General features: G+C 59.7%; 13 protein-coding genes. 4 read left to right on the top strand and 9 right to left on the bottom strand.

What is annotated here, in order from left to right; translation table 11 throughout:
• Positions 1-96 precede the first annotated feature (96 nt).
• The 7 genes from SIAM614_RS14040 to SIAM614_RS14010 all read right to left on the bottom strand — a co-directional run bounded on the left by SIAM614_RS14040 (position 97) and on the right by SIAM614_RS14010 (position 10,112).
• On the bottom strand, positions 97-1,728 hold the full coding sequence (locus SIAM614_RS14040) for an ABC transporter ATP-binding protein (protein WP_006935444.1): 1,632 nt from the start codon (positions 1,726-1,728) through the stop codon (positions 97-99).
• A 10-nt stretch (positions 1,729-1,738) separates the two neighbouring features.
• Positions 1,739-2,911: an ABC transporter permease gene (locus SIAM614_RS14035; RefSeq protein ID WP_006935443.1), complete on the bottom strand. Its 1,173-nt coding sequence runs from the start codon at positions 2,909-2,911 to the stop codon at positions 1,739-1,741.
• Positions 2,912-2,914: 3 nt separating this feature from the next.
• Complete coding sequence (locus SIAM614_RS14030) at positions 2,915-4,039, bottom strand: microcin C ABC transporter permease YejB (RefSeq protein WP_006935442.1); 1,125 nt, start codon at positions 4,037-4,039, stop codon at positions 2,915-2,917.
• Positions 4,040-4,102: 63 nt separating this feature from the next.
• Positions 4,103-5,998 carry an extracellular solute-binding protein gene (locus SIAM614_RS14025; RefSeq protein WP_006935441.1) on the bottom strand — a complete coding sequence of 632 codons (1,896 nt, stop codon included), beginning with the start codon at positions 5,996-5,998 and terminating at the stop codon, positions 4,103-4,105.
• Entirely contained in the window at positions 5,995-7,875 is a 1,881-nt protein-coding gene (locus tag SIAM614_RS14020; protein WP_006935440.1) for an extracellular solute-binding protein, read from the bottom strand. The genes SIAM614_RS14025 and SIAM614_RS14020 overlap by 4 nt, the downstream gene beginning before the upstream one ends.
• A 108-nt stretch (positions 7,876-7,983) precedes the next feature.
• The gene (locus tag SIAM614_RS14015; protein ID WP_208983988.1) at positions 7,984-9,405 is read right to left on the bottom strand and encodes a diguanylate cyclase domain-containing protein; all 1,422 of its coding nucleotides are present in this window, start codon (positions 9,403-9,405) and stop codon (positions 7,984-7,986) included.
• A gap of 155 nt (positions 9,406-9,560) precedes the next feature.
• Positions 9,561-10,112: a c-type cytochrome gene (locus tag SIAM614_RS14010; protein WP_040440227.1), complete on the bottom strand. Its 552-nt coding sequence runs from the start codon at positions 10,110-10,112 to the stop codon at positions 9,561-9,563.
• Positions 10,113-10,297: 185 nt separating this feature from the next.
• On the opposite strand from SIAM614_RS14010, the gene SIAM614_RS14005 reads away from it, so the two are divergent.
• Genes SIAM614_RS14005 through SIAM614_RS13995 form a run of 3 tightly spaced genes read left to right on the top strand, consistent with a single transcriptional unit; the run spans position 10,298 to position 12,997 of the window.
• Positions 10,298-11,044 (top strand): 3-deoxy-manno-octulosonate cytidylyltransferase, encoded by a 747-nt coding sequence (locus tag SIAM614_RS14005; RefSeq protein ID WP_006935437.1) that lies wholly within the window; start codon positions 10,298-10,300, stop codon positions 11,042-11,044.
• Between the two features lie 29 nt (positions 11,045-11,073).
• Positions 11,074-11,964 carry a prephenate dehydratase gene (locus SIAM614_RS14000; protein WP_040440224.1) on the top strand — a complete coding sequence of 297 codons (891 nt, stop codon included), beginning with the start codon at positions 11,074-11,076 and terminating at the stop codon, positions 11,962-11,964.
• 31 nt (positions 11,965-11,995) lie between these two features.
• Positions 11,996-12,997 carry an adenosine kinase gene (locus SIAM614_RS13995; protein WP_006935435.1) on the top strand — a complete coding sequence of 334 codons (1,002 nt, stop codon included), beginning with the start codon at positions 11,996-11,998 and terminating at the stop codon, positions 12,995-12,997.
• 199 nt (positions 12,998-13,196) lie between these two features.
• Here SIAM614_RS13995 and SIAM614_RS13990 read toward each other — a convergent pair whose 3' ends face one another.
• Positions 13,197-13,817 carry a 2,3-bisphosphoglycerate-dependent phosphoglycerate mutase gene (locus SIAM614_RS13990; protein ID WP_006935434.1) on the bottom strand — a complete coding sequence of 207 codons (621 nt, stop codon included), beginning with the start codon at positions 13,815-13,817 and terminating at the stop codon, positions 13,197-13,199.
• 29 nt (positions 13,818-13,846) lie between these two features.
• Positions 13,847-14,650: a 4-hydroxy-tetrahydrodipicolinate reductase gene (dapB, locus tag SIAM614_RS13985; protein WP_040440222.1), complete on the bottom strand. Its 804-nt coding sequence runs from the start codon at positions 14,648-14,650 to the stop codon at positions 13,847-13,849.
• Positions 14,651-15,160: 510 nt separating this feature from the next.
• Here dapB and SIAM614_RS30580 point away from each other — a divergent pair.
• A complete protein-coding gene (locus SIAM614_RS30580; protein WP_050789391.1) occupies positions 15,161-17,917 on the top strand; it encodes a putative bifunctional diguanylate cyclase/phosphodiesterase in 2,757 nt (918 codons plus the stop codon).
• Positions 17,918-17,971 lie beyond the last annotated feature (54 nt).

Here is a 17,971-nt window from a genome sequence, read left to right as displayed (position 1 = left end):
CTTGCCGTGCGGCCCGCCGCTGGGCTCATGGCCACGCTTCGGGCCCCGCGCCACGTTCGAATGAGGCGGCGCGCATTGCAACCGCCCCCATTCAAGTCAGGCGCTCACCACACCTTCCGGCGCAGCTTCCAGACGGAAGGCAGCGGCCATCAGGGCCTTGGTGTAATCCGTTTGCGGCGCATCGAAGATCTGTTCGGAGGAGCCCTGCTCCACCACCTTGCCCTGACGCATGACGATGACCTCGTTGGCAAGGGCCCGCACGACCTTCAGGTCGTGGGAGATGAACAGATAGGCAAGGCCGTGCGCCTTCTGCAGATCGCGCAAGAGATCGACCACCTGCGCCTGGACACTCATGTCGAGGGCTGATGTCGGTTCATCGAGCATGACGAATTTCGGCTCCAGGACCATGGCCCGGGCAATGGAGATGCGCTGACGCTGACCGCCCGAGAATTCATGCGGATAGCGATGACGGGTGGAAGCATCGAGCCCGACTTCCTCCAGGGCCTTGGCCACCTTGCGGTCGCGCTCATCGGCGGAGATGCCGGGGAAATGGACCTGCAGGCCCTCGCCGACGATGTCAGCCACCGACATACGCGGGCTCAGCGCGCCAAAGGGATCCTGAAAGACAATCTGCATGTCCCGGCGCAGCGGCCGCATTTCCTTCCAGGAGTTCTTCTGGATTTCGTTGCCGTTGAAGGCAATCCGGCCGGTTGAGGAAATCATGCGCAGGATGGCAAGGCCGAGCGTCGTCTTGCCCGATCCGCTTTCGCCGACGATCCCGAGTGTCTGCCCCTGCCGCACTTCCACGTCGATGCCGTCGACCGCCTTGATGTGGTCGACGGTCTTGCGCAGGAGGCCGCGTTTGACCGGGAACCACACCTTCAGATCGTCGGCCTGAACCACAATCGGCTTGCTCTTGTCCGTCGCCGGCGGCTGGCCCTTCGGCTCCGCGGTGAGAAGGTGTTTGGTATAGACGTGCTGGGGACGCTCGAAGATATCGGCTACCGGCCCCTGTTCGACGATCTTGCCCTCGGTCATCACGCAGACCCGGTCGGCAAACTTGCGCACGATGCCCAGGTCGTGGGTGATGAAAAGCATCGCCATTCCGTGCCGGCTTTGCAGATCCTTCAAGAGTTCCAGGATCTGCGCCTGAACCGTCACGTCGAGGGCCGTGGTCGGCTCATCCGCAATCAACAGTTCCGGTTCGTTGGCCAGCGACATGGCGATCATAACGCGTTGGCGCTGACCGCCGGAAAGCTGATGCGGGTAGGAGTTGAGACGTTTTTCCGGCTCGCGGATACCCACCTGGTTGAGCAGTTCAAGCACGCGTTCACGTGCCTTGGTATCGCTCATGCCCCGGTGGATCTTCAGGATTTCCGAAACCTGCTTTTCCACCGAGTGCAGCGGGTTGAGCGAGGTCATCGGTTCCTGGAAGATCATCGAGATGCCGTTGCCGCGCACCTTGCGCAGTTCGGCTTCCTCCATCGCCAGAAGATCCTGACCGTTCATCAGGATACGGCCGGAGGGATGTGAGGCTGCAGGATAAGGCAGAAGGCGCAAGATCGACTGGGCCGTGACCGATTTTCCGGAGCCGCTTTCGCCAACCAGCGCGACCGTTTCCCCCTTCTTGATGTTGAAGGTGATCCGGTCGACGGCAAGGTTCTTCCTGCCGCCTTGCGAAAAGGCGACGGACAGGTCTTCAACGGAGACGAGCGTTTCTTGTGTCATCTTGGTGTCCTCACCCCAGGCTCTTGCGCGGATCGAACGCGTCGCGCACGGCTTCGCCGATGAAGATCAGCAGGCTCAACATCAGGGAAATGACGATGAAGCCGGTGATCCCGAGCCAGGGGGCCTGAAGGTTGTTCTTGCCCTGTGCCAGCAATTCGCCCAGCGATGCCGAGCCCGGAGGCAGACCGAAGCCAAGGAAATCCAGCGCCGTCAGGGTGGAAATCGAACCGTTGAGAATGAACGGCATGAAGGTGAGTGTCGCCACCATGGCATTGGGAAGCAGGTGCCGCCACATGATCACCAGATTGGAAACGCCCAGCGCCCGGGCCGCGGAAATATATTCCAGGTTCCGGCCGCGCAGGAATTCCGCCCGCACGACGCCGACCAGCGCCACCCAGGAGAATGCCAGCAGGATGGTGAACAGGGTCCAGAAACCGGGCACCAGGAACGACGACACGATCAGGATGAGATACAGCGTCGGTACCGCCGTCCAGATCTCGATGAAGCGCTGAAACAGAAGGTCGGTCCAACCGCCATAATAGCCCTGTACGGCCCCCGCCGCGATGCCGATGACGGATGAGGCCAGCGTCAGCGCCAGGCCGAACAGCACGGAAATCCGGAAGCCGTAGACAAGACGCGCAAGCACATCCCGGCCCTGATCGTCCGTACCCAGCCAGTTCCAGTTGCCGATGACGCAATTGGGATCTTCCGCGCCAAGCGGATAGCGCGAGCAGCGCTTTTCCTTGTCCATCGTCCAGGAGGGAGGCGCGGGTGCCGGGACCGGAATGTCATTGTTGACCGAGCGGTAGGAATAGCGCACCGGCGGCCAGAGCATCCAGCCGTTGGCGTTGATCTCTTCCTGGATGAACGGATCGCGATAGTCGGTGACCGCCAGGAAACCGCCGAACTTTTCTTCCGGGTAATCGACAAAGACCGGCGCCAGCAATTCGCCATTGTAGGAGACCAGGATCGGCCGGTCGTTGGTCAGGAATTCGGCCAGCATGGCCATGACGAACAGTACCAGAAAGATCCAGAGCGACCAGTATCCGCGTCTGTTGGCCTTGAAGTTCGCCAGCCGCCTCTGGTTGATCGGCGAAAGGCGGGCCTTGCGGGAGTGGCCGGAATGGACGACGTCGCTGCCACTGCTGCCCGCATCACTCCCGGTATCGGTATCGGTCGCCATCGATCAGACCTCCCTGCTTTCGAAGTCGATCCGGGGATCGATCCAGGTGTAGGTCAGGTCGGAAATGAGGTTCACAAGCAGTCCCATGAGCGAGAAGATGTAGAGCGTTGCAAAGACCACCGCGTAGTCGCGGTTGATCACCGATTCAAAGCTGAGCAGCCCAAGCCCGTCGAGCGAGAAGATCGTTTCGATGAGCAGCGAGCCGGCAAAGAAGGACGAGATGAAGGCCCCCGGGAACCCGGCCACCACGATCAGCATGGCATTGCGGAACACGTGGCCGTAAAGCACCTGGCTTTCGGTCAGTCCCTTTGCGCGTGCCGTGATGACATATTGCTTGCGGATTTCGTCCAGGAACGAGTTCTTGGTCAAAAGCGTGGTTGTGGCGAAGGCGGACAGGGCCATGGCCGTCAAGGGCAAGGCGAGGTGCCAGAAATAGTCGGCGATCCGGGCCGGCCAGGAGAGCTGCTCCCAATTGTCGGACACAAGCCCTCTCAACGGGAAGATATCCCAGAAGGAGCCGCCGGCAAAAAGCACAATCAGTAGAACCGCAAACAGAAAGCCGGGAATGGCATAGGCCACCACGATGACGCCGGAAGTCCAGACATCGAACCGGGACCCGTCGGAAACGGCCTTGCGGATGCCGAGCGGTATGGACACCGCATAGGAAATCAGCGTCATCCACAGGCCGAGAGAAATCGAAACAGGCAGCTTTTCGGCGATCAGATCGAGGATCTTGATGTCGCGAAAATAGCTTTCGCCGAAATCGAAGCGGGCATAGTCGCCCAGCATCTTCAGGAACCGTTCCAGCGGCGGCTTGTCGAAGCCGAACTGCGCTTCCAGTTCCTTGATGAACTCAGGGTCGAGCCCCTGGGCGCCGCGGTATTTCGAGCTGGATGAATCCGCGGTGGCTGAGCCGCTTCCTCCCGAGGCATCGTTGCCGCCGCTCAGCATGTCGCTGCCCCCCCCACTGATCCGCGACGTTGCCGAAACGTCGGTTCCCTGCAACTGGGCAATGACCCGCTCGACCGGACCACCTGGCGCAAACTGGATGATGACGAAGTTGATGGCCATGATCCCGACCAGCGTCGGTATCATCAGCAGCAAACGGCGAAGGATGTAGGCGCCCATGGAGTGTGTGCAGTCCCTTTTGTCTTGGCCTTCTGAAGCGAGCCGGAGGTTTCGCTGGAAATATTACCCGGCTTTGCCGAGCTTTTCCGCCTTTTCCTTGTCTGTCCACCACAGTTCTTCGACAGGGAAGAAGTAGCGCGGGGTTTCTTCGGGAAAGCCGTAGACATCCCACATGGCAACAGTGTGGACGTTCTTGAACCATTGCGGGATCCAGTAGTGCCCGGCCCGCAACACCCGGTCCAGAGCCCGCGCCGCAGTGATCATATCGTCCCGAGTTGTTGCCGCGATGGCCTTGTCGATCAGCGCGTCGACGACGGGGCTGGCAATGCCGGACGTGTTGTAGGTGCCAGGAACCGATGCGGCCTTCGAGCCCCACATTTCGCGAATGGTGTCTGACAGCGTCGGCGTCAGGCTCAGCCTGCGGCTGGCAATATCGAAGTCGTATTCGTTGAGACGGGCTTCATATTGCGCCGGATCGACAATGCGCAAACTGGCCTTGATGCCGAGCCGTTCCAGGTTCTTGATCATCGGATTGACGATACGCTCAAACGCGGCGGTGTTGTTCAGGAACTCGATCGTCAGCGGGTTGCCGTTAGGGCCGACGAGATCCGACCCCTTGCGGGTATAGCCGGCCTCGGCCAGCAGTTCGCTTGCCCGTTTCAGCAGCTTGCGGTCATACCCAGAGCCGTCGCTGACGGGCTGCGTCACGGCTTCGCCGAAGACGGCCTCCGGCACCTCACCGCGGAAGGACTCAAGCAACGCAAGCTCCGCAGACGAGGGCATTCCTTCCGCTTTCATGTCGGAGTTTTCGAAGAACGACTGGGTTCTCGTATAAAGCCCGTAAAACAGGTTCTGGTTCGACCATTCGAAGTCGAAGGCATAGCCCAGGGCCTCGCGCACACGCGGATCCTTGAACTTGTCGAGCCGGGTGTTGATGAACCAGCCCTGAGCGCCTGACGGACGGCCGTCGGGAAACTCGCGGCGCACGACCTTGCCGTCTTCAACGGCCGGAAAATTGTATTCCGTTGCCCAGTTCTTGGAGGTGAATTCCTCCCGGTAGAGTGTCTTGCCCTTCTTGAAGGCTTCGAAGGCCGTCTGGCGTTCGCGGTAGAACTCCACCCGGATAACCGCGAAATTACACTGCCCCACCCGGACCGGCAGATCCTTTGCCCAGTAGTTTTCGATCTTGTGGTATTCGACATAATGGCCGACGGCATGTTTGCCGACCTTGTAGGGACCGGACGACAAGGGCGGCGTCAGCGTCGACTGCTTGAAATCGTAGGCGGTGTAGTAGCGCTTGGAGAAGATCGGATAGTCTGCCGCTACAACGAGAGGCAGATTGCGCGACTGCGTGCCGTTGAACTGCAGCGCGACCTTATAGTCGTCCAGAACGACCGCGTCCTTCAGCGCTGACAGCGGCTGGCTGAGCAAGGGATGGCCATCGGCCTTCAGCAGCAGCAGCGAAAAGGCGACGTCCTCGGCGGTCAGTTTGGAGCCGTCGTGAAACCTGGCTTCCGGCCTGAGATTGAAGGTGAAGACGTTGCCGTCTTCCGACACTTCGACCGTTTCGGCCACAAGGCCATAGACCGCGTCCGGTTCGTCATGGGCTCGCACCATCAAGGTGTCGAAACACAGCTCCATGCGCGGTGGTGCGTCGCCCTTCAGGATGAAGGAATTGAAGGTGTTATACGTCAGGACGTTCTGATTGAAGGACCAGTAGGGCGCCTGAAACGAGAAGGTGCCGCCTTGCGGGGCCAGTCGGTTGACATACTCGAACTGGGTAAAGTCCGGCCCGTATTTCAGATCACCGAAGACGGACAGTCCGTGTACGGGCCCGTCCGGATGCGCGATTTCCGCCGAAAAGGCAGCAGAGACCGGCCAGGGGGCTGCAGACGCCAGCGCCGCGGCGCTGCTCATTTGCAGGAAACGCCGGCGGGTGGCCGTCAGGTTCGTGCTCATCTCGCGGCTCCCGTCTTGGCGGCCAACGCCTCGTCATACCACCAGATGGTCGGGAACCCGGTGCTGTATTCCGGCATCTTTTGCGGATGGCCGAAACGGTTCCAGCGCGCCGTGCGGGTTTCGTCGGAATAGAACTGCGGCACAACATAGTGGTTCCACAACAACACACGGTCGAGTGCGTGGGTGGCAGCCACCAGGGTTTCCCGGTCCTTCGCGAAGATGACCTTGTCGATCAGCTTGTCGATCGCCGGGTTCTTGATGCCGGCATAGTTGGCCGAACTTTCATTGTCGGCGGATGCAGAGCCCCAATACTCCCGCTGCTCGTTGCCGGGCGACAGCGACTGGCCGATGGCCAGCACCACGGTATCGAAATCGCGGCTGCGGACGCGGTTGACGAATTGCGAAGTGTCGACCAGGCGCAGGACGGGCTTGATGCCGATGTTTTCCAGGTTCTGGGCATAAGGCAGGAGAGTGCGTTCGCTGGCCTTGTCGCGATAGAGAAATTCGACGCTGAGCTGTTCGCCTGTCTTCGTGTCGACCATCTTGCGATCCTTCAGCTCGTACCCGGCCTTGCGCAGCAGCTTGACTGCCTCTCGCAGGTTGGCGCGTACGTTCTGCGGATTGCCGCCTACAGGGTTCTTGTATTCCTGCGTGAAGACCTCGGGCGGCACCATGTCCCGCACTTCTTCCAGAATCTCCAGTTCCTTTCCCTGCGGCAGACCGCTTGACGCCAGTTCCGTACCGGCGAAATAGGAATTGACCCGCTTGAGAAGATTGGCGGAAACGATCTCGTTGGTGGTCTCGAAATCATAGGCGTAGTTGAGCGCCTGGCGCACATCCGGGTTCTGGAACTTTTCCCGGCGCATGTTCAGGAAAAAGCCCTGCATGACACCAGAGGACTTGTCGGGAAAGATCTCTTTCACCACCCGGCCATCGTTGACGGCGGGGAAGTCATAGCGCTTGGCCCATTGGCTGGAACTGCGCTCGACGTGGAAATCGTACTGGTCGCCCTTGAAGGCTTCGAACTGAACGGAGTCATCCAGGAAGGAGATGTACCGGATTTCATCGAAATTGTTGGTTCCGACCCGGATCGGCAGATCCTTGCCCCAATAATCCGGCACACGTTCGTAGATCACCTGCCGGTTGGGAGAAAATTCCCTAATCCTGTAAGCGCCGGAGCCAAGCGGCGGCTCGAGTGTTGTCCGGGAAATGTCCCGGGTTTCGCCCTTTTCATTTGTCCCTTCCCACCAGTGTTTGGGAAGGACGGTCAACTGACCCATGATCTTGGGCAGCTCGCGGTTTCCGCTCACGTCGAAGGAGAAACGCACGGTGCCGTCTCCCACGACCTCTGCCGTCTCGACGTTTTGAAAGTAGTATTTGCGCTGCGGATCGAGCTCGATCGACTTTTCGAACGACCAGATGACATCTTCTGCGGTCACCGGCTCGCCGTCATGCCACTTCGCATCGGGATTGAGCCGGTATTCGACCCAGGAGTAATCATCGGGAAAACGGACCGCTTCGGCCAGAACACCGTATTGAGCACTGATGTCCTCTTCATCAAGAGAGGGCTCCATCAGGCTTTCGTAGATATTCAGGATGCCGGGGGCGATGTTGCCCTTCTGCGCCAGAATGTTGAAGGTGTCGAAACCGCCGCTGGCGGACAGCCGAACCGTGCCACCCTTGGGCGCATCCGGATTGACGTAATCGAAATGTTTGGCATCGGCACCGTATTTTGGTGTCCCGTTGAGGGCGGCCGCGTGGTGCCATTCCGGTTCAGCAGCTACGGCCGGTCCGGGACCGATCCCCGACATCACCACCACACTGGTCACGACAAGCGCTGCGGCAGCGCGTTTACCTGCATGCCAATTGAACACCATCGGCTTCTCCGTCCCTTCCGGTTCCCGAACCCAAATCGCTGGTTCAGAGAATCAGTGTAGGGACCTGACGGCCCTGCGTCACCTGCTCGCAGTCGAGATGACAGAAATTTAACCTGTCTGGGGGAGGCCTTCTTCGGGGATATCCTGTGAATTTCTCTGCGACTTGGCCTTTTGCGCGTACATTCTACCGTCGGCGACCCTTAGCAGGTCTTCCACCGTGGCGGCATCGCCGGGATAACTCGCCGTGCCAATACTGGCCTTCACATCGATGCTGGCACCCGAATAGTCGAAAGCCTGGGTGACACGTTCACTGAGCCTTTTGAGAAAGGTATCCTTTTCCTGGCGCCGCATGTTGCCTGGCGTCAGCACGATGAACTCGTCGCCGCCGACCCGGGCCACGGTATCGGTCTGGCGGGTCTGGTTCTGCAGCCGCTGTCCGACCTCGATCAGAAGCTGATCTCCAACGGCGTGGCCGTAGTTGTCGTTGACCGGCTTGAAGGCATCCAGGTCGACGTAGAAAATCTCGAAGCCCGAGCCACTGCGTTCGCACATGGCGGCAAGCTGGTGCATACGATCTTCCAGCAGGCGCCGGTTGGCCAGGCCTGTCAGCGGATCGTGCAACGCCATGGACCGCACCTTGTAGACCTCGCTGATCAGCAGAAACGCCATCGCGCCGAAAACCAGCGATATGAGACTGCCGACGAGCTGGGTGATCCAGACCTGGTTGCCGGTGCTCGACCAGCCGTGTTCCGGAATGCCGAGAAGCTCCCAGTCCAGACCGCCGGGCAGGTGAAGCGGCAGCGATACATGATCCTTTTCCAGCAAGGCCGGGCTGCCGAAAATCATGTTGTTGGAGGCAAGTGCGCTTCTGTTCACAAGACCGATGTAGAGACCGTTCATGACATCCGAGATGCCGGCCGTGGTCATCATGCCCTCTTCGTCCACCACCAGGGTGGCAATGCCCCAGTAGCTACGCTCCTTGAGCGGCTGACCGACAAAGCTTGCGGGGAAGATGGGAATGCGGATCAACAGCGCCCTGCCGCCCTGCACCAGCTCCAGCGGACCTGCAATCACGACCTCGCGTGTCATCATGGCCTGGCGGATCGCTGGCCACTGGGCAGTGTTCATCCGATAATTCAGACCGATCGCCGCCCGGTTGGGCTCCAGAGGAAAAACCGCGCGCAGAATGTTGTTGGGCGCCAGACCGATAGACCGGATGGACGGATTTTCCTCGATCAGCTCGGCCGCGATTTCACTGTAGTCCTCCATGTTGAAGGGCTGTTCCACGAACTGGGAGACATAGGCCCGAATTCCGAGCCCATAGGCCACTGTCCGGTTGATTTCACCTTCCAGGCGCGCGCGCGCTTCCGACAAGAATGCGACGGCCTGACGTTTGTGCTGGGAAACGAGTTCGTTGCGGACCAGTTGGCCGACATGGGCGGTCACGGCGATGCCGGCAAGAAAACAGACAGCAGCAACAATGGACGCGGCCCACGTTCCATTCGACTTGGAAAACAATCTCCTGGCCAAGTTGATGCCCATAGGCTCCTTGCCTGATCTCACCACCTTCAATCAAACGACGCTACGTAAGTTTTGTTAATTTTTGATATAAATCAAATAAAAAAGCCGGGTAATTAACCCGGCTTCTCCAACATTCAAATGACGATCGCGCTGGCGATGCGTTTTTACTCGGTCGGCAACGGTGCCGGCGATTCGGACTGCTCGCGAAGATAAGCAATAATGTCAGCCCGGTCTTCCGGCTTACGCAGACCTGCGAAGCCCATCGTGGTGCCGGAAATGAAGTTCTTCGGCGACTCCAGGAAGTGGTCCAGTTCTTCGTAGGTCCACTCGGGATTCGCTTCGCCGAATGCGGTCATTGCGGAAGAATAGCCGAAACCTTCGTGGGCACCGGGCTTGCGGCCAACCACATCCCAAAGTGCCGGGCCGACCTTGTTGGCCCCGCCCTGCGTGAAGTCATGGCAGGCGGCGCATTTCTTGGCCACTTTGGCCCCGTCTTCAGCAGACGCTTCGATCAGGCGCTCGGAGATCGGAACGACTTCCGGAACAGCGCCCACTTCAGAGGTGCTATCCTCTGCGGACGCCACGACGATCTCATAGCCCGGCTTACCCGGAATCGTCGGATGGAAGATGATGTCGGAGACAATGCCGACACCCATAGTCAGAATCAGAACCATAAGTACCGCACCAGCGGCCTTGTTCAGCGTGAAGGAATCCATTCTCTCCGGCTCCAAGCTCATACGCGTCCGGGCCCGCAGCGTCGCCGCGAACCCTATCAGCTTTTCGAAATTTGCCGGAACCTACAAATTTTTTGACCTTGCTGTCCATAGCTTTAAAAGGGCATCTGATACGACAAACGGACGCGGCACGTGTTTTTCGCATTTTTTTCCGCCCGTCCGGCTCCATGGAGACCCGATTGACCGCTGCTCTTGTGATTATCCCGGCCCGCCTCGCAGCCACCCGCCTGCCCCGCAAACCGCTTGCAGACATTTGCGGAAAACCCATGATCGTGCGTGTTCTGGAACAGGCCCACAATGCGGATATCGGTCCGGTCGCCGTTGCCTGTGACGACAAGGACATTTTCGAAGCGGTGCAGGATCACGGCGGCAAGGCAGTTATGACCCGGGCAGACCACGCCTCCGGTTCCGATCGCATTCACGAGGCTGCCGGGCTGATCGACCCGGACGGAAAGCACGATGTCATCCTGAATGTGCAGGGCGATGTGCCGCTGATCGCACCGGAAGCGATCCGGGCAGCCTTCGCGCCGCTTGCCATTGCCGACGTCGACCTTGGCACCATCATGACGGAATTTACCAACACCGCCTTCCGGGACGATCCGAATTTCGTCAAGGCAGTCACCACGCCCAATGGCCACGGCCATCATCGCGCGCTGTACTTTACCAGGGCCGTCGCCCCGCACGGTGACGGCCCGTACTACCACCATATCGGCATCTATGCCTACCGCAGGGCTGCCCTGGCGAAATTCGTCCAGTTGCCGCCTTCGCCGCTGGAACAGCGTGAAAAGCTGGAACAGTTGCGGGCCCTGGAAGCGGGCATGCGGATTGATGCCTCCGTCATCGACAGCGCGCCGATGGACGTGAACACGCCCGAAGATCTGGAACGAGCCCGGGCGGCCTATCAGACCAACTGACGAAAGACTGCCGGAAGGCAGAAAGACACATGACCGACAGAAAAAGTATAGTGTTCCAGGGAGAAACCGGGGCCAATTCTCACATGGCCTGCCGCAGCGTCTATCCCGACTATGAAGCCATCCCCTGCGCCACCTTCGAGGATTGTTTCTCCGCCATGGCCGACGGGTCGGCCGACCTTGCCATGATCCCGATTGAGAACTCCGTCGCGGGCCGCGTTGCGGATATTCACCACCTTTTGCCCAAATCGACGCTGCATATCATCGGCGAATATTTCATGCCGATCCGGTTCCAGCTCATGGGTGTCAAAGGTGCCAGGATTGAAGACCTGAAAAAGGTGCAAAGCCATGTGCATGCCCTTGGCCAGTGCCGGAACGTGATCCGTGAGCTCGGCCTGACGGCCGTCGTCGGTGGCGATACCGCCGGTTCCGCCCGGCAGATCGCCGAGCTGGGTGACCCGAGCGTTGGCGCTCTGGCGCCGGAAATGGCCGCTGAAATCTACGGTCTGGACATCCTGCGCCGGGATGTGGAGGATGAGGCGCACAACACGACCCGCTTTGTCATTCTCTCGCGCGACAAGATGGAGGCCGCGCACAACGGCCAGCCGGTCATCACGACCTTCATCTTCCGAGTCCGCAACGTTGCGGCCGCGCTCTACAAGGCGCTGGGGGGATTTGCCACCAACGGGGTCAACATGACAAAGCTGGAATCCTATCAGCTTGAAGGACAGTTTTTCGCGTCGATGTTCTATGCGGACATCGAAGGCCATCCGGAAGATCCGAAGGTGGCCCTTGCGCTCGAGGAGCTGGCCTTCTTCTGTGCCGAGCTGAAGATGCTCGGCGTCTACCGGGCAAGCCCGTTCAGGGACAAGATCAGGGAACCGGAAGCCAACCGTGCCCTGCGTCCCAACCCCTATTCCTAAGGCCGGCAGCCCGACACAACCAGAGGAACTCATGACCGAAACAAGATTTGATGCCCTGTGCATCGGCAATGCCATTTGCGACGTCTTCGCCCATATCGAAGAGGATTTCCTGCTTCAGGAAAAGCTCGTCAAAGGCTCCATGCGCCTGATCGATACCGACGAAGCGGTGCGCCTGTTCGACAAGATGGGGCAGACTGTCCGCGTCTCGGGCGGCAGCGCCGGCAACACGGCCGCGGGCATTGCCTCGCTCGGCGGGCGCCCTGCCTATTTCGGCAAGGTGTCCGAGGATGAGCTGGGCGACAGCTATTATCACGACATGAACGGCACCGGCGTCTATTTCAACACGTCGCGCCTGCAGGAAGGCAAGCCGACCGCCCGTTCGATGATCCTGATCACGCCGGACGGCGAGCGCACGATGAACACTTACCTCGGCGCGTGCACCGAGTTCGGCACAGCCGACGTCGATGAGGAAGTCGTCGCCTCCGCTGCCGTGACCTACATGGAAGGTTATCTGTGGGATCCGGCAGACGCCAAGAAGGCGTTCCTGAAGGCTGCCGAAATCGCGCATGCCAACGGCCGCCAGGTGGCGATCACCCTGTCCGACTCCTTCTGTGTCGACCGCTACCGCAGCGAATTCCAGGCTCTCCTGACCGACGGCGTCGTCGACCTGATGTTCGCCAACGAACATGAGCTGAAGGCCCTTTACGAAACGTCGGATCTGGACAGCGCCGTCAATGCGGCACGGGAGTCCGGCGCGCTGACAGCCCTGACGCTCGGCAAGGAAGGCGCGATGGCCATCAGCCGTGAGGAGACCGTCAAGGTTCCCGCGCAGGTCGTTGACAATGTGGTCGACCTGACCGGTGCCGGCGATCTGTTTGCCTCAGGTTTCCTGTTCGGTCTCGCCCGCGATTACAAGCTCGCGGAAGCCACCGAACTCGGCTGCCTGTGCGCTGCAAGCGTGATCAGCCACGTTGGAGCCCGGCCGGAACGGGCCTTGAAAAACCTGGCCGCCCAGAGTGGCTTCGTGATCTGATCTTCAGGGGCGGCCTTCGGGCTGCCCTTTTTCACGCATCAGCGTCTTCAGGCCAAAGCGCGGCCTTTCAAAAACAATGTCCCGCTGCCTCAGGGAAGCAGCGGGACATTCTTTTTCATGATCCGAAAATGATCAGGAAGCCGTTATTGGCAACGCTTCCAGGGCCTTACCGATCGTCGGATCCCATTTCCGGCCGACCTCAGTCGGCAAGATCCTGGACGCTGACCACGCCGCCGTTTTCATCCAGGCGATAGATGATCGGCGTGCCGGTGCCCAGTTCCCGCTTCAGGATTTCTTCCGGCGAAAGGTCTTCCAGATCCATGATCAGCGACCGCAGCGAGTTGCCGTGTGCCGCGACGATCGTCCTGTCACCGGCCAGAACGCGCGGCAGGATTTCCGACTTGTAGTAAGGCAGAACACGCTCGGAGGTCATCTTCAGGCTTTCGCCGCCGGGAGGCGGAACATCGTAGGAGCGGCGCCAGATATGGACCTGCTCTTCGCCGAACTTCTCGCGTGCCTCGTCCTTGTTCATGCCGGTGATGTCGCCATAGTCACGCTCGTTGAGAGCCTGATCCTTGAAGGTTTCTAGGCCGGTCTGGCCAAGTTCTTCCAGGATGATGTCGAGCGTCTTCTGCGCCCGCGACAGATCCGAGGTGAAGGCAACGTCGAAGGACAGCTTCAGGTCCCTGAGTTGCTCGCCGGCCTTGTGAGCCTCCGCCACGCCCTGCTCGGTCAGGTCCGGGTTTTTCCAGCCGGTGAACAGGTTCTTCAAATTCCATTCGCTCTGTCCGTGACGGACAAGCACAAGAAGGCGGTCCATGCCATTCTCCTCAAGCTAAATGCGTATTTTCAAGAATCCAGGCCGAGGACATCGGCCATCGAATAAAACCCGGGCTTCTGGTCAAATCCCCACAGCGCCGCCTTCACGGCACCGCGAGCAAAGAGCTGCCGGTCTTCCGCCCGGTGGGTGAGCTCGATGCGCTCCCCTTCACCGGCAAAAATCACTGAATGTTCGCCGATGACGGACCCGCCCCGCAGGGTCGCAAAGCCGATGTCGCCTGTCCTGCGCGGATCCATGATGCCGTCGCGCGAGCGAACCGAATGGGCGGTCAGATCGATCCCCCGTCCGTCTGCTGCCGCTTCGCCAAGCAACAGCGCGGTACCCGAAGGTGCATCGACCTTGTGCTTGTGATGCATTTCCAGAACCTCGATGTCGAAATCCGTATCGAGCGCGGCGGCGGCCTTGCGCACCAGGCTCGCCAACAGATTGACCCCAAGGCTCATGTTGCCGGATTTGACGATGCGGGCGTGGCGTGCGGCCGCCTGCAGAGGTTCGTCCTGCCCCTCGGCCCATCCGGTGGTCCCGATGACATGGACGATGCGGGCCTGCGCGGCCAGTTCCGCGAACCAGAGACTTGCCGCCGGAGTCGTAAAATCAAGAACGCCGTCAGACGCGGCAAAGGCCGTCAGCGGATCGTCGGTGACGGGGACGCCCAAAGGTCCGGTTCCCGCCAGTTCCCCCACATCCTTGCCCAGAAATTCGGAGCCTTCACGCTCGATCGCCGCGACGACTGTGGCACCAGGAGTGTCCGTGACCGCACGCGTCAACGCCCGGCCCATCCGGCCACCGGCCCCAACGACTACCAAGCGCATTTGCCCCATCAAGTGGCTCCGTCTTCCGCAATAGGCCAACAGCCCTTTTCATGTCCCGATGGGGATATACCAGTTTCACCGGGGGAGGCAAACGCCCGATCGCGAACGGCAGCCAAGGCACCCACCGGAACCGTTGATTGTCAAATATCACCATAACAAACCATCTGATTTATCAAGTTTTGCGTATCAAATTGACAATAAGATTCAAATATCTTCACGTTTTCAATTCACAATCGGTAAACCTGAAGCAGTTACATTGAAATTTGTAAGTGTTTTTTCTTAACTTTTCGGAGTGGAGACATGATGTCATGATGCTGTTGTTATGGGCTCATCGGTTCGTCACAACCTGTCAGCTTCCAAAGCGGTTCATGGCAACCGTCATCGGGCAGCCTGTTCTTGCGGGATCAGCGGCAGGCTGCACTCCCCACCCGGCAGAACTTCTCCCCGTTTTGCCTCCCGTAACCTGCCATTTGCCTGTCAGATGATTCACGCCGGTCCAGGAGCGCTTTGTTGAAGGCCCGTTTTTCCATTCCTTTCAGCCGGCTTGTCATGGCCCTGTTTGCGTTCGGCCTTGTGGGAACGGCGGTTGCGCTCTTCTGGATTACGTATCTCGGCAGCCTGTCGATTGCCGAACATGAAATTGCCCGCAGCGCAAAATCCAAGGCGACACTCGCCAGGCTGGTCTTCACGCAGCATCTGGACAAGCTTGAAACCCAGATCCGGGCGGTGGCTGCCAACCCGGACATTCGCCAAGCCCTTCTGGATGATGACAGGGAGACCGCGAAGGTCATCGTTGAGCATGCTTCCGAAGGCCTGACAAGCGCGGTCCTGGACATTCTACTGATCGACCGGCCGACTGAGGACGGCTGGGTCAACGGCAGCCTTGGTCTCGTTGACCTGAGCCACCAGTTGCCGGTGAAAGTACGCAACGCCATGCCACCCGATATCTGGGTGACCTACGCTGATCATGAGTCGGACCCGGTTCAGATCACGGCGGCCCTCTCGGTTCTCGTTCTGGATTCCGATACCGGTCAGGCGCTCGGCAGGATCTACGGCGGCACCACCATTACCGATTCCTTCTCCCTTCCCGGGGTTCTGGCCAAGTCGCTACGGGTGGAGGATCTTGCCTTCTATCATCATCACGATGTGATTGCGGGCCTGGGAGACCTGACCACGGAGGTTCTGCCAGAGCGGCTCTATGCAACTCCGGACGAGATCAACTACGCCCTCAACGGCGCGAATCTTTTCGTTTTTGCCCCCCTGATGCAGGGGCTGGACGACCACATGCTCGCTGCGGTGATCAAGCAACCCGTGGACACGCTGCAAAAGATCGAGGAAACCTATATCCGGTTGTTCACGCCTTTCCTGTTCTATACGGCCATTCTGGCAGTCGGCGCAGCGTTCCTGGTCAATCGCATAACCTCCGCCGGCCTTGGCAGGCTGCTGACCTACGCGATGAGCCTGCGGCAGGACAAGGTGGTGTCGCCGCCTCCCCCCGGACTGATCTTCGAGTTCAACAAACTGGCGACCATGTTTCAGGCGGCATTCGAATCCGTGCGCAACCGCGATGCGCAGTTCAAGGACATGATCGATGGCTCCATGCACGGTGTGCTGGTCCATGCCAATCATCGTATCCTTTATGTGAACGACGCCCTGCTGAAAATGTGCGGCTACGAACCCGGCGATCCGAAGCAACTGGTCGATTCGCCCACACTGGTGCTCTATGCGCCGGAAGAACACAGCCGCCTGCGCAGCTATTACAACATGCGCGAAAACGGCAGCGGCGCCCCGCGCGCCTATGAGGTCAAGGGCATTCGCAAGGATGGCGAGACCCTGTGGCTGGAACAACATGTCCGGCTGACGGAATGGCGCGGGGAACGCGCCTATTACGCCACCATCACCGATATCAGCGAGCGCAAACGCCAGGAGGAACTGGCGACCAAGAATGCCAATTTCGACATTCTGACCGGCCTGCCCAACCGTCGCCTGTTCATGGACAGACTGCGTCAGGCACTCCAGCGCGGCAAGCATATGGGCGAACTGACGGCGCTGATGATCCTCGATCTCGACCGGTTCAAGACCGTGAACGAAACCTACGGCCCCAAGGCGGGGGACAAGGTGATCGAAGCTGTCGCCGCGCGCCTGACGAAAACCCTGGGCCCGGACCAGACCGTCGCCCGGATAGGCGGCGACGAATTCGCCATCATTCTGTCGAACCCGGAAGACCGCTGGCAGATCGAGCAGACCGCCCGCGATATTCTCACGACCGTTGGAGACCCCATCGATCTGGAGGATGGCAGTCAGGCTGTGCTTGCAGGCAGCCTCGGCATCGCCGTCTGCCCGCATGACGGCACAAACGACGAAGCTCTGCTGATGGAAGCCGACACCAGCATGTTGCAGGCCAAGGTCGACAGTGGTGCCAGCTACCGTTTCTTTGCGACCCGCATGAACGAACAGACCGCCCGCGCGAGCCAGGTCGAGATCGCTCTGCGCCAAGCCATCGAAAAAGGCGATTTGCATCTGAATTTCCAGCCGATCGTGGACTATGAAAGGAACCGCGTGGTGAGCTGCGAAACCCTGGTGCGCTGGACCGATCCCAAGCTGGGTGTCGTGCCGCCGGCGGAGTTCATCAAGGTTGCCGAAGATTGCGGGCTCATCGTGCCGCTTGGCGAACAGGTGCTGCGGGAAGCTTGCGCGTTTTTCCAGTCATGTAACCGCAACGGCCTGCAGCTCGACGGCATCAGCGTCAACATTTCCCCGCGTCAGTGCCGGGATGCGGACTTCCTGCCAAGACTGGAGGACATTCTGGGCGAAACCGGAATGGACCCGTCCCGCCTGCAACTCGAAATCACCGAAAGCGTGATGTTCGATGACCAGCGCATCAATCCGGTCGAGATCCTGCAAGCCATCAGCAAGCTCGGCATCAAGATCTCTCTCGACGATTTCGGCACCGGCTATTCGTCGCTCAGCCACCTGAAACGCCTCCCGATCGACACTTTGAAGATCGACCGGAGCTTCATCATGGGCCTGGAACGGGACCAGGACGGCCAGGCCCTGGTAAGGGCCATCATTTCCATGGCCGCGTCGCTGCATATCGACGTCGTGTGCGAAGGCGCGGAAACACATGAGCAGTGCGAGCTGATCCATTCCTTCGGCTGCTCGCTGATCCAGGGCTACAGCTTTTCCCGGCCGCTCTCCGGCATCGACTTCCAGCGGTATCTCGCCAACATGAATGGCATGAATTCGGTTGCGGCCCAGGCAGGCTGACACGCCCTTCACTTCCCTGGACAAACAAAAACGGGAGCCTTTCGGCCCCCGTTT

Source organism: Roseibium aggregatum IAM 12614, from assembly GCF_000168975.1.
Classification (GTDB): domain Bacteria; phylum Pseudomonadota; class Alphaproteobacteria; order Rhizobiales; family Stappiaceae; genus Roseibium; species Roseibium aggregatum.
This window is presented reverse-complemented; position numbering and strand designations above follow the sequence as displayed.